This window comes from Dyella sp., from assembly GCF_051962475.1.
Classification (GTDB): Bacteria; Pseudomonadota; Gammaproteobacteria; order Xanthomonadales; family Rhodanobacteraceae; genus Dyella_A.
Map to the genome: position 1 here is coordinate 1 of NZ_JBQCCF010000066.1, position 12587 is coordinate 12587.

At 69.8% G+C, this 12587-nt stretch carries 11 protein-coding genes; 7 read left to right on the forward strand and 4 right to left on the reverse strand.

Going from position 1 to position 12587, the window contains the following annotated elements:
• Positions 1 to 117 precede the first annotated feature (117 nt).
• Positions 118 to 294 (forward strand): hypothetical protein, encoded by a 177-nt coding sequence (locus ACTHJF_RS14560; RefSeq protein WP_440267748.1) that lies wholly within the window; start codon positions 118 to 120, stop codon positions 292 to 294.
• Positions 295 to 365: 71 nt separating this feature from the next.
• Here ACTHJF_RS14560 and ACTHJF_RS14565 read toward each other — a convergent pair whose 3' ends face one another.
• From ACTHJF_RS14565 to ACTHJF_RS14580, 4 genes are all read right to left on the reverse strand, one after another.
• Entirely contained in the window at positions 366 to 1289 is a 924-nt protein-coding gene (locus ACTHJF_RS14565; RefSeq protein WP_440267749.1) for a glutaminase, read from the reverse strand.
• Positions 1290 to 1323: 34 nt separating this feature from the next.
• Positions 1324 to 2577: a polyhydroxyalkanoate depolymerase gene (locus ACTHJF_RS14570; RefSeq protein WP_440267750.1), complete on the reverse strand. Its 1254-nt coding sequence runs from the start codon at positions 2575 to 2577 to the stop codon at positions 1324 to 1326.
• An 85-nt stretch (positions 2578 to 2662) separates the two neighbouring features.
• Positions 2663 to 3424 (reverse strand): class I SAM-dependent methyltransferase, encoded by a 762-nt coding sequence (locus ACTHJF_RS14575; protein WP_440267751.1) that lies wholly within the window; start codon positions 3422 to 3424, stop codon positions 2663 to 2665.
• Between the two features lie 43 nt (positions 3425 to 3467).
• Positions 3468 to 3965: an RDD family protein gene (locus ACTHJF_RS14580; protein WP_440267752.1), complete on the reverse strand. Its 498-nt coding sequence runs from the start codon at positions 3963 to 3965 to the stop codon at positions 3468 to 3470.
• Positions 3966 to 4009: 44 nt separating this feature from the next.
• Here ACTHJF_RS14580 and xerD point away from each other — a divergent pair, with 44 nt between their 5' ends.
• From xerD to ACTHJF_RS14610, 6 genes are all read left to right on the forward strand, one after another.
• The gene (gene xerD / locus ACTHJF_RS14585) at positions 4010 to 4924 is read left to right on the forward strand and encodes a site-specific tyrosine recombinase XerD (RefSeq protein ID WP_440267753.1); all 915 of its coding nucleotides are present in this window, start codon (positions 4010 to 4012) and stop codon (positions 4922 to 4924) included.
• Between the two features lie 143 nt (positions 4925 to 5067).
• The gene (locus ACTHJF_RS14590) at positions 5068 to 5835 is read left to right on the forward strand and encodes a DsbC family protein (RefSeq protein ID WP_440267754.1); all 768 of its coding nucleotides are present in this window, start codon (positions 5068 to 5070) and stop codon (positions 5833 to 5835) included.
• Positions 5836 to 5923: 88 nt separating this feature from the next.
• Positions 5924 to 9787 (forward strand): phosphoribosylformylglycinamidine synthase, encoded by a 3864-nt coding sequence (purL, locus tag ACTHJF_RS14595; protein WP_440267755.1) that lies wholly within the window; start codon positions 5924 to 5926, stop codon positions 9785 to 9787.
• Positions 9788 to 9858: 71 nt separating this feature from the next.
• Positions 9859 to 10590: a hypothetical protein gene (locus ACTHJF_RS14600; protein WP_440267756.1), complete on the forward strand. Its 732-nt coding sequence runs from the start codon at positions 9859 to 9861 to the stop codon at positions 10588 to 10590.
• Positions 10591 to 10629: 39 nt separating this feature from the next.
• Positions 10630 to 11550 (forward strand): glycosyltransferase family 2 protein, encoded by a 921-nt coding sequence (locus ACTHJF_RS14605; protein ID WP_440267757.1) that lies wholly within the window; start codon positions 10630 to 10632, stop codon positions 11548 to 11550.
• On the forward strand, positions 11547 to 12461 hold the full coding sequence (locus ACTHJF_RS14610) for a DMT family transporter (protein ID WP_440267758.1): 915 nt from the start codon (positions 11547 to 11549) through the stop codon (positions 12459 to 12461). The genes ACTHJF_RS14605 and ACTHJF_RS14610 overlap by 4 nt, the downstream gene beginning before the upstream one ends.
• Positions 12462 to 12587 lie beyond the last annotated feature (126 nt).

Sequence of the window (12587 nt, forward strand, 5' to 3'; positions counted from 1 at the left end):
TTTTTGGGGGTGGGTACGCTTGGGTTGGCGCGCTTTGGGCTTTTGGCCCCCGCCGGGCGGGGGGGGGCGGTTTTTTTGCGGCGGGTTTCGGGGGGCACGAAGCCCCGGCCGATCGGGATGTATCACGCCTACGTGGTGCTGAAGCCGTTCACCCTGCCGGCTGGCCTGTACGGCGCGCATAGCGCCACGTTTTTCGTGCCGAAAGGCCTGCCGCGCCCGAAGGGCACGCTGGGGCACTCCACCCTGTACGACTTCAATACGCTCAGCTGTGCCGGTGTGGCGTGCTGGCATTAGGCGAGCCGGTTGGCGATAGCGCTGACGAACAAGCCGCGCGGCGGTGGACTGCCTCGCGCGAGCGCCGACGATCAGAAGATCGACAGCCCGGTCAGGCTGGTGAAGCGCTCCAGCGCCAGGCTGCCAGCCAGCGAGTTGCCCTTGGCGTTGAGCGCCGGCGACCACACCGCGACGGCCAGCTTGGCGGGAATCACGCCGACGATGCCGCCGCCGACGCCGCTCTTGGCCGGCATGCCCACGTGGTAGGCGAAGTCGCCCGCCGCGTCGTAGGTGCCGCAGGTGAGCATCAGCGCGTTGATGCGCTTGGCCAGGTCCGGTGACAGCAGCGCCTTGCCCGACCACGGGCAGCGGCCCTGGTTGGCGAGGAACAGGAAGCCGCGCGCCAGGTCGGTGCAGCTCATCGCCAGCGAGCACTGGTAGAAGTAGAAATCCAGCACCGCCTCGATCGGCTGCTCGAGGTTGTCGAAGCTGCGGATGAAGTTGGCCAGCGCGGCGTTGCGGTAACCGTGCGACTTCTCCGAGGCGGCCACTTCCGGGTCGTCGCGCAGCGCGGGATTGGCCGCGCAGCCGCGCACCGCAGCCAGCAGCTCGGCGCGCGCATCGGCGCGGCTGCCCAGCACCACGTCGGCCACCACCAGCGCGCCGGCGTTGATGAACGGGTTGCGCGGCACGCCGTGTTCCACTTCCAGCTGCACCAGCGAGTTGAACGCGCTGCCGGAGGGCTCGCGGCCCACGCGCTGCCACAGCTGTTCGCCAACTGCCTGCAGCGCGAGGGTCAGCGTGTAGACCTTGGAGATGCTCTGGATCGAGAACGGCTCGTCGGCGTCGCCGGTGCGGAAGACCTGGCCATCCAGCGTGACCACGGCCATGCCGAACTTGTCGCGCGGCACGCTGGCCAGGCGCGGGATGTAGTCGGCCACCTCGCCTTGGGCCAGCACGGGACGCAGCTCGTCGCGGATCGCGTCGAGGATGCGCTGGTAATCCGGCGTGCTCACACGCGGCGGGCCATGTCGCGGCGGCGGCTCGACATCACGCCGTGCGCGGCTCGAACGTCCGGATGAAGTCGCGCACCTGCGGGTAGACCGTCTCGCGCCAGCGCCGGCCGCTGAAGATGCCGTAGTGGCCGGCACCCTCGATCACCCGGTGCGCGCGCGCCTTGGCCGGGATGCCGGTGCACAGGTCGTGCGCGGCCTCGGTCTGGCCCAGGCCGGAGATGTCGTCCAGCTCGCCTTCCACGGTGAGTAACGCGGTGCGTTTGATCGCGGAAGGATCGACGCGCTCGCCCGCCACGTCCCACACGCCGCGCGGCAGCAGGAACTGCTGGAACACCTTGGCGATGGTGTCGAGATAGAACTGCGCCGGCATGTCGAGCACGGCGTTGTACTCGTCGTAGAACTTGCGGTGCGACTCGGCGTCGTCGAGATCGCCGCGCACCAGGTCCTGGTAGAAATCCCAGTGCGAGTTGAGGTGGCGGCTGGGGTTCATCGCGATGAACCCGGCGTGCTGCAGGAAGCCCGGGTAGACCTCGCGCCCGGCGCCCGGGTAGTTGGTCGGCACGGTGTGGATCACGTTGCCCTTGAACCACGACAGCGGCTGGCGCGTGGCCAGGTTGTTGACGCTGGTGGGGCTGCGGCGCGGGTCGATCGGGCCGCCCATCATGGTCATCGAGCGCGGCGTGGTCTCGCCGCGCGAGGCCATCAGCGAGATCGCGGCCAGCACCGGCACGGTCGGCTGGCACACCGAGATCACGTGCAGCGATTCGGCACCGATGTGGCGGATGAACTCCTGCACGTAGGCGATGTAGTCGTCCAGCCCGAACGCGCCCTGATCCACAGGCACCATGCGCGCGTCGACCCAGTCGGTGATGTACACCTTGTGATCGCGCAACAAGGTGCGCACGGTGTCGCGCAACAGCGTGGAGTGATGGCCGGAAAGCGGTGCCACCACCAGTACGACCGGGTCGTTCTTCATCTTCTCGATGGTGTCCGGATCGTCGCTGAAGCGCTTGAAGCGCTTGAGTTGGCAGAACGGCTTGGCCAGCGCGACGCGTTCGACGATGGCGATCTCGTGCTCGTGCGCGATCGCCTGATGGATGCCGAACTCAGGCTTTTCGTAGTCCTTGCCGAGACGGTGGATCAGCTCATAGCCGGCTGCCCAGCGCTCCACGCCGGGCCACTGCGCCAGCGGGCTGGCGGGGTCGTTGAGCATCTTGGCGCTGGCCTCGGCGAAGTGGCTGAGCGGACCGAGGAAGGCGCGCTGCCACTCGTGGATCTGATAGAGCATGAGGTGGACCGTCAAACCATAAAGGTCTGATTCTAGAACCAGTCGGTCTAATTTGTGTTGCGGTGCCGCAAATACCTGCGGCAGCTCAAGCGCCGGCTGGCGCCGGGCCGCGGCGGCACACCAGCAGCAGCTCGTCGACGCCAGTGGTGTCGCCGAGCCCCTCGCGCCAGGCCAGCGGCTTCTGGAAGCGCAGGCCCAGCGGCATGAACACCCGGTTGTACCACCACATCGCACGCTCGCGCTGGTGGGTCAGGAACCATTGGCCAAGGTCGAGCAGGCGCGAGGATTCCGGCTGCATGCCGTACACCGCGCTGCGCTCGATGCGCCAGCCGTGCGCGGCCAGCATCGCCTCGATCTGCGCCGGCTCGTAGCGGCGGTAGTGGCCGACGAAATCGTCGAAGGCGGTCCAGGCGTTCGGATCGAGCGGTACCGACAGCAGCAGCGTAGCGTCGGGCATGGCCACGCGCGCCAGTTCGGCCAGCGCGCCGACGTCGTCCACCACGTGTTCGAGGATGTCCAGTGCGCAGACCAGGTCGAACTGCGCGCCGGGAAAGGGCAGTGCGCCGATCATCGCGTGGGCGGTGCGGGCGCCCTGGCGATGCAGGCCACGGAGCGCGGCGTGGCTCATGTCGACGAAGCAGGTATCCGCCAGCGGCAGGCGCGGGCGCAGGCCCGGCGCCACTTCCAGCCGGTGTCGCGCCTCGCTGGCGAGGGCGCCGAACAGCGGCCAGGTATTGAAGCGGTCCGGCGCGATCAGCCGGGCATCGGACCACAGCGCCTCGTAGAAGCGGCGGTTGGTGCGCAGCAGGTCGGCCTCGCTGCGGGCCGGGGCATCGGTGTCGGTCATGTGCGCAGTGTGCCGGGCCGGCGCCGCGCTGTCCGTGAACGCATCAACCGATGCGACGCAGCTCGGTGCCAGCGGCCAGGTCGTGCAGTGCACGCCGACGCGGGTCGAACAGGGCCACGGCGAACCACGCCGCCCAGGCGATCAGCGCCGCCCACAGCGCGCCGCGCAGGCCCAGCACGGGCGCGAGCGCGAGCAACGCCAGCGGCGCGCTAGCCACGATCACGCGGATCAACGCCTGGCGCAGCGTGGGCCGCGCGCCGTCGCGCGCGGTGACGCGTAGATGCCACGGGCGCATCCCCAGCGTCTGGCCGCCGCGCAGCCACGACACCACGAAATACGCCGACACCACCACCGCCTGCAGCGGTCGATACCACCAGGCGATCGCCGTCTGCGCACCGGTCGTGATCAGCCGTCCGCCGGTGGCCAGCTGGCACAGCAGGCCCACCACCATCACGATCGCCACCACCGCGAGCAGGTCGTAGACCAGGGCGATCAGGCGGCGCCACAGCGGGCAGGGCAGGGAGGTGGGGGCGTCGGTCATGGCTTCGCTTGCGTCGCGCGCGCGCCGTGCCCAGCATGGCGCGCATGAAAGAGGAAAACCCCGCCAGTATCGCCCAAGCCGACCAGCGCAGCATCGCCACCTTCATCGAACGGGTGTGGTCGGAAGATGGCTTGTCCGATCGCACGCTGGAGGCGTATCGCCGCGATCTGGAGGGCCTCGCACGCTGGTTGGCCACGCGCGGGCGCACCCTGGAGACCGCGCGCCGCCAGGATCTGTCGGCCTACCACGGCGCCGCGCCGGTCGCGGTGCGCTCGCTGGCGCGGCGGCAATCCTCATTTCGCCGCTACTACGGATTCCTCGCCCGCCAGTCGGCGGATTTCGACGATCCCACCCGCTTGATCGAACGCCCCAAGCTGCCGCGCAGCCTGCCCAAGGCGCTGGCCGAGCGCGAGATCGAGGCGCTGCTCGACGCGCCCGACGTCAGCACCACGCTGGGCCTGCGCGACCGCGCCATGCTGGAGCTGATGTACGCCTCGGGCCTGCGCGTGTCCGAGCTGGTCGAGTTGCCGCTGGCCGGCTTGAACCTGCGCCAGGGCGTGCTGCGCGTCACCGGCAAGGGCGGCAAGGATCGGCTGGTACCGGTGGGCGAACTGGCGCTGGAGCGCATCGAGGCGTACCTCAAGACCGCGCGACCGGTGCTGGCGCGCGGCCGCCAGCCGGCGGCGCTGTTTCTGAGCCGGCGCGGCGAAGGCATGACCCGGCAGATGTTCTGGACCCTGGTGAAGCGCTACGCGATCAAGGTGGGCATCACGCCCAAGCGCATCTCGCCGCACGTGCTCAGGCACTCCTTCGCCACCCACCTGCTCAACCACGGCGCCGATCTGCGCGCGCTACAAATGCTGCTTGGCCACAGCGCGCTGAGCACCACGCAGATCTATACGCTGGTGGCGAAGGAAGGCCTCAAGCGGCTGCACGCGCAGCACCATCCGCGCGGCTGAGACGCCGCGCCGCCGCGCCGGCGTGCGCACATTGGGACGGCGCGCACGCTTGCCCGCCCCGGGGGCCGGCGATCGGGTTCAGGTGCCTGTGCGAGAATTCGCGCTTCCCGCGCGGTGCCACCCATCGCGCCTGCACGAGGTTGATGACGATGTGGAAGAAGCTGATGTTCGCGCTCTGTCTGGGCGGCGTGGCGGTGGCGGCACAGGCTGCCGATACGGGCGTACCGCCGGAGGTGGAGAAGACCGTGCGCGCGGCGATCGAGAGCTTCGGGCCAAAAGTGCACATCGAATCGGTCACGCCTTCGCCGGTGCCGGGCTTCTACCGCGTCATCGCGTCCGGGCAGATGGTCTACGTCACTGCCGACGGCAGGTACATGCTCAACGGCGATCTGGTCGACGTGGCCAAGCGACACAGCCTCAATGACGACGCCTGGGCCGGCTTCCGCAAGGCCGAGCTGGCGCGCGTGCCGGCGGCGCAGCGCATCGTGTTCGCCCCGCCGCACCCGAAGACCACGCTGACCGTGTTCACCGACGTCAACTGTGGCTTCTGCCGCAAGCTGCACGAGCACATCGACGACTTCATGAAGGCCGGCATCGCCATCGAATACCTGGCCTGGCCGCGCGAGGGTGTGACCACCACCGCCGGCAATCCCACGCCGACCTACACCGAGATGGTGTCGGTATGGTGCGCCGCCGACCGCAAGAGCGCGTTCACCGCTGCCAAGCAGGGCCGGGCGCCGAAGGCGGCCACCTGCGACAACCCGGTGAAGGCGGAATTCGAACTGGGCGCGCGCCTGGGTGTGGACGGCACGCCGGCGGTCTTCACCGCCGACGGCCGCCAGCTCGGCGGCTACGTGACCGCCGACCAGGTGCTGGACGACCTTCGCAAGCACCCGATCGGCGGCGGCTGACCGCCCGGCGCAGCCTCGGGGGTATCCGATGCCGTATTGCAGCATCGGGTAGAATGGCGGTTTTCCCGTACAGCGCCATCCCCCTCGCATGATCGCTTTCGACGGGCAAACTGCCCTTTCGCCGTTCCGCCTCGACCGCCTCAACGTCCGCCTCGATGCCCTGCATCGCGGTGCGCGCATCCAGGCGGCGTGGTTCGTGTATTTCCTCGATGCCGACCGGGTCCCCGAAGGCCTCGAACGCCAGCGGCTGCTGGACGTGCTGGAAGCCAAGGATGCGGCACCGGAGCCGGCCAGCCTGTGGGTGGTGCCTCGTCTTGGCACGATCTCGCCGTGGTCGAGCAAGGCCACCGACATCCTGCACGGCGCCGGCTTCGACGTGCGCCGCGTCGAGCGCGGCCTGGCCTGGCTGGCCGTGGGCCTGCCCGAAGCGGGTGCGCTCGATCACGACGCGGTGATGGGTGTGCTGTGCGACGCGATGACCCAGTCGGTGCTCACCGATCTGGATCAGGCGCAGGGGCTGTTCCTCGCCGGTACGCCGGGCGACCTGGTGCACGTGGCGCTCGGCAGCGACGCCCGCGCCGCGCTCGACGAGGCCAACACGCGGCTGGGCCTGGCGCTGGCCGAGGACGAGATCGACTACCTGGCCGACCGCTACGCCGAACTGGGGCGCGATCCCACCGACGCCGAACTCTTCATGTTCGCCCAGGCCAACTCCGAGCACTGCCGGCATAAGGTGTTCAACGCCAGCTGGACGGTGGGCGGGCAGGCGCAGGACGCCACGCTGTTCGGCATGATCAAGCACACCCACCAGCGCTCGCCCGCGCACACGCTGTCGGCCTACAAGGACAACGCGGCGGTGATCGAGGGCTCGGCCGGCAAGCGCTTCTTCGCCGATGCCGACGGTGTATGGAAGGCGCACGACGAACGCGTTGACTACGCGATCAAGGTAGAGACGCACAACCATCCCACCGCCATCGCGCCGTGGCCCGGCGCGGCCACCGGCGCCGGCGGCGAGATCCGCGACGAGGGCGCCACCGGTCGTGGCGCCAAGCCCAAGGCCGGCCTCACCGGTTTCTCGGTGTCGGACCTGCGCATCCCCGGCCATCCGCAGCCGTGGGAGGTGGAGCGTCCGCTGCCGCCGCGCATGGCCAGCGCGTTCGAGATCATGCGCGACGGCCCGCTCGGTGCCGCCGCGTTCAACAACGAATTCGGCCGTCCGTGCCTGGGTGGCTACTTCCGCAGCTACGAGCACGAGACCGGCGAAGCGGGCGTGCGCCGCGGTTACGACAAGCCGATCATGCTGGCTGGCGGCCTGGCCAACATCCGTCCTGATCACGTGCAGAAGCGCGAGCTCCAGCCCGGACACAAGGTGATCGTGCTCGGCGGCCCGGCGATGCTGATCGGCCTGGGCGGCGGTGCGGCCTCGTCGGTGGCCTCCGGTGCATCGAGCGCCGAGCTCGATTTCGCCTCGGTGCAGCGCGACAACGCCGAGATGGAGCGGCGCTGCCAGCAGGTGATTGACAGTTGCTGGGCGCGCGGCGACAAGAACCCGATCGTCAGCATCCACGACGTGGGCGCCGGCGGCCTGTCCAACGCGATTCCGGAACTGCTCAACGACGCCGGCGTGGGCGGCGAGATCGATCTGTCGACGATCCCCTGCGACGATCCCTCGCTGTCGCCGATGCAGGTGTGGAGCAACGAGTCGCAGGAGCGCTACGTGCTCGCCATCGCGGCCGAGGACCTGCCCGAGTTCGAGGCGTACTGCGCCCGCGAGCGCTGCCCATACGCCGTCGTCGGCACGGCGACCGAGAAGCGCCAGCTGGTGCTGGTCGATCCGCGCCGCGAGCTGACCGTGATCGACCTGCCGATGGACGTGCTGTTCGGCAAGCCGCCGCGCATGCATCGTGACGCCACGCGCATCAAGCCTCGCATCGACCTGGTGCCGGATCTCTCGGGCATCGGCATGGACGAGGCCGTGCTGCGCGTGCTGCGCCTGCCCACGGTGGGCTCGAAGAACTTCCTCATCACCATCGGCGACCGCACCGTCGGCGGCCTCAATCATCGCGATCCGATGGTCGGCCCGTGGCAGGTGCCGGTGGCCGACTGTGCCGTCACCATCACCGACTTCGACGGCTACACCGGCGAGGCGATGGCGATGGCCGAGCGCGCCCCGGTGGCACTGCTCTCCAGCGCCGACGCCGCGCGGCTGGCGGTGGGCGAGGCGATCACCAACCTGGCCGCCGCGCCGATCGATCAGCTGGGCGAGATCCGCCTGTCCGCCAACTGGATGGCGGCGGTGAACCACGCGGGCGAGGACGCCGCGCTGTTCGACGCGGTGAAGGCGGTGGGCATGGAACTGTGCCCGGCGCTGGATATCTCCATCCCGGTCGGCAAGGACTCGCTGTCGATGCAGACGGTGTGGACCGACAACGGTCAGCGCCAGTCCACTGTGGCGCCGGTGTCGCTGGTGATCACCGGCTTCGCCCGCGTCAGCGACGTGCGTCGCACGCTCACCCCGCAGCTCAAGCTCGACCGCGGTCCGTCCGACCTGTGGCTGGTCGATCTGGGGGGCGGCCGCGACCGCCTCGGCGGTTCGGCGTTGACCCAGGTGTTCAACCGCGCTGGCGGCGTGCCGCCCGATCTGGAAGACGTCAAGCGCCTCAAGGGCCTGTTCGAGCTGGTGCAGGAAGCGAACCGCGCCGGCCTGCTGCTGGCCTATCACGACCGTTCCGACGGCGGCGTCATCACCACGCTGCTGGAGATGGCCTTCGCCGGCCACTGCGGCCTGGAGATCCATCTGGACGGCTGGGCCGAAGCGACCCTGCGTGCGCTGTTCAACGAGGAACTCGGCGCCGTGCTGCAGGTGGCCGAGGCCAACCGCGAAGCGTTCGAGGCGCTGCTGGTCAAGCACGGCCTGGCCGGCATGAGCCACCGCATCGGCCGGCCCAAGGAAAAGCTCGGCATCAAGCTCTACCTCGGCAACGAGGCCACCTTCAAATGGCACTGGAGCACGCTGTTCAAGGCGTGGAACGAGACCAGCCACGCCATGCAGCGGTTGCGCGACAACCCGCTCAGCGCCGACGCCGAGCTGGAGTGGCGGCTGGATGACGCCGACCCGGGCATCAGCCCGAAGCTCACCTTCGACATCACCAAGGACGTTGCCGGACCGCTGTCCGCTGCGCCAGGTGCGCGCCCGCGCGTGGCGATTCTGCGCGAGCAGGGCGTCAACGGCCAGGTCGAGATGGCTGCCGCGTTCACCCGCGCCGGCTTCGACGCGGTCGACGTGCACATGTCCGACCTCGCCTCGGGCCGGGTCAAGCTGGCCGACTTCCGCGGCTTCGCGGCCTGCGGCGGCTTCTCCTACGGCGACGTGCTCGGCGCCGGCCGTGGTTGGGCCACCTCGATCCTCTACAACGCCGATCTGCGCGCTCAGTTCGAAGCGTTCTTCGCCGACCGCACGAAGTTCGCGCTGGGCGTGTGCAACGGCTGCCAGATGCTCAGCCAGCTCAAGGACATCATCCCCGGCGCACAGCACTGGCCGAAGTTCCTGCGCAACGCGTCCGAGCAGTACGAGGCGCGCGTGGCGACGCTGGAGATCCTCGATTCGCCGAGCCTGTTCTTCAAGGGCATGACCGGCTCGCGCATCCCGGTGGCGGTGGCGCACGGCGAAGGCCGCGTGCACTTTCCCAACGTGTGCAGCCCGTCCAAGGCGCAGGCGGCGGTGCGCTTCGTCGACAACCGCGGCAAGCCAACCGAGAACTACCCGCTCAACCCGAACGGTTCGCCCGGCGGCCTGGCCGGCTTCACCGCCGCCGATGGCCGCGTGACCATCCTGATGCCGCATCCCGAACGCGTGTTCCGCAGCGTGCAGATGAGCTGGAGCCCGGACAGCTGGGGCGAGGACTCGCCGTGGATGCGCATGTTCCGCAACGCGCGGGCATGGTGCGGCTGAGCGAGGCTCCGCGTTCGGCGGCCGTCCGGCGCGGCGGCTGAGGCGTGGGCGCCGTGCGCTGGCATCGGCACATGGCTTTCGCGCTGTGGCTGGTGGCGCTGGTGCTGCTGCCGTGGTGGCTGGGCCTGCCGCTGCTGCTGGGCATCGTCGCCGTCCTGCTGGTGGGCGCCGAGCGGCTGCAGCCGTTCACCGCGTCGCTACGGCTCGCGCTACGCTGGGGTTTGCCTGGCGTGGTGCTGGCGCTCAAGCGCTGGCTCGGCGACGACGCGCTGGCGTGGACGATCGCCGCGGTGGCCGCGCTGGCCGGGTTCACCCTGCTGGCCGGACTGGAATCGTGGCTGGATCGCGGCCTTCGCCAGGAGGCGGCGCGGGTGCCGGGCGCGAACGCGCCCACGCCGGAGTGGCCCGAACTGGCACTCGCGCCGCTGCGCGTGGGCGGCATCGTGGAGCTGCTGCCCGCGCAGTGGCTGACGCTGGACGAAAGCGCGGACAGCACGCTGGACGACGGTCGCGGCGGTTGCCTGCGCTACCGGCGCGAGCGGGGTTTCGCCGGCTACGTGTTCGACGACGGTACGCGCATCGAGGCCCCACCCGGACGCCTGTCCATCAGCCCTGGCGGGCGCTGGCTGGCACTGGAAGCGAAACCAGGTGTGCTGCTGTGGGATCGCGACTTGCGGCAACCCCATCGCCTGCGCCGGCGCCACCTGTGCGGCTGGCACGACGAAGCGCCGTGGCTGCAGGGCAGCGACGCGGGCATGCCGCTGCCGCTGCGCGATGCCCTGCGCCGTGAACGCGTGGGCTGAGCCGTTTTCGATTGGCCCGTCCGCGCGCATACTTGCGCGGTGATCACCTTCCCCGATTCCTCTCCCGCGCCCCCGGCGGGCGTGCCGGACGTCAGCGTCATCGTGGTCTCGGCCGACAGCGGCCCGGGCCTGCACGACTGCATCCGCCGCGCACTGGCCTGCCCGGCCGTGCGCGACGTGCTACTGATCGACAACGGCTCGCGCGACGGCGTGCCCGAAGCGGTCGCCCGCGCGCACGAGCACGAGCCGCGCCTCGCCGTGATCTTCAATCACGCCAACCTGGGCTTCGGTCCGGCGGTGAACCGCGCCGCCAAGCGCGCCGGCGGATCGCGCCTGCTGGTGCTGAACCCGGACTGCCTGCTTGAGCCGGATACCGTGGGCCGCCTGGTAGCGACGTTCGATGCGCAGCCACGTACCGGCCTGGCCGGTGCGGTGGTGTGCGATGCGTACGGCGTGCCCGACCCGGCCTCCCATCGCCGTGATCCGCTGCTGGCGCGCACGCTCACCACCTTGTTCAAGCGTCCCGGCGAGGGCATCAACGTGGAAGGGCCGATGCCGGACCATGCGGTCGAGGCCGAGGCCGTGTCCGGCGCGTTGATGCTGGTGTCGCGCCGCGTTTTCGATTACCTCGACGGCTTCGACGAGCGCTACTTCCTGCACTGCGAGGATCTGGACCTTTGCCGTCGCGTGCGCGACGCAGGCTACCGCGTGGTGCTGGCCGGCGACGTACGCGTGCTGCACGGCAAGGGCGGTTCCAGCCGGCACCGGCCGGTGTTCGTCAGCTGGCACAAGCACCGCGGGATGTGGCGCTGGTTTCGCACGTTCGATCCTGACGCGCGCAAGTGGCATCTGGCGGCCGTCGTCTGGCTGGGTATCTGGGCGCATTTCGCATTGAAGGTGCCGGGGCAACTGTGGCGTCGCCTCACTGCCCGCGCGCCGGTGCAGGACGCCACTGCATGAGCGCCGCCGCAGGGCGCAGTGCGGCGCTCGCCACGATCGCGTTGATCGGCGTGACCGCGGTATGGGGCTCCACCTTCTTCCTTATCAAGGACGTGGTGCAGCGCGTGGCGGTGGCCGACTTCCTCGCCGTGCGCTTCGTGCTGGCGGCGCTGGCGATGACGGTGATGTTCGCCGGTCCGCTCCGACGCCTGCCGCGCCGGCAGTGGCTGCAGGGGCTGGCGCTGGGCGCGTTGTACGGCGTGGCACAACTGCTGCAGACCACCGGCCAGATCTACGCCTCGGCCAGCGTCAGCGGCTTCGTCACCGGCATGTACGTGGTGTTCACTCCGCTGCTCGGCACCGTGCTGCTGCGCCAACGCATGCCGTCGGTCACCTGGATTGCCGTGCTGCTGGCGACAGGTGGCCTCGCGCTGCTGTCGCTGCAGGGCTTCAGCGTGAACAAGGGCGTGGTACTGGTCCTTATCTCCGCGGCGCTGTATGGCCTGCACATCGTGGGGCTGGGGCAATGGTCGCGGTCCGGCGATGCGTTCGCGCTGTCTACCGTGCAGATGCTGGCGATCGCCGCCGTCTGCCTGCTGGCCACGCTGCCGCACGGACCGAAGCTGCCGCCGGATCGCGGCGTTTGGTTCGCGCTGATCTACATGGCACTGGCCGCCGGCGCCGGTGCGATGCTGGTGCAGACCTGGGCCCAGGCCCACATGCCGGCCACTCGGGCGGCGATCGTGATGACGCTGGAACCGGTATTCGCCGCCGGCTTCGCGGTGGCCTTCGGCGGCGAGTCGCTTACCTGGCGCATGCTCGGTGGCGGCGCGCTGGTGCTGGCAGCGATGTATCTGGTGGAACTGGCGCCGCGCCGCCAGGCCCGCAAGGCCGGCGCCGTACCGGCCGAAGCGATCCACCACGAGGTGTGACAGCAACCCGTAGGAGCCCGCCCGCGGGTGATGCCTTTGCTCTGAATCAGCGTCGAAGCGAAAGGCATCGCCCGCGAGCGGGCTCCTACACGGCCGCATGAATCATGCGAGCACTTGCTCACGCCC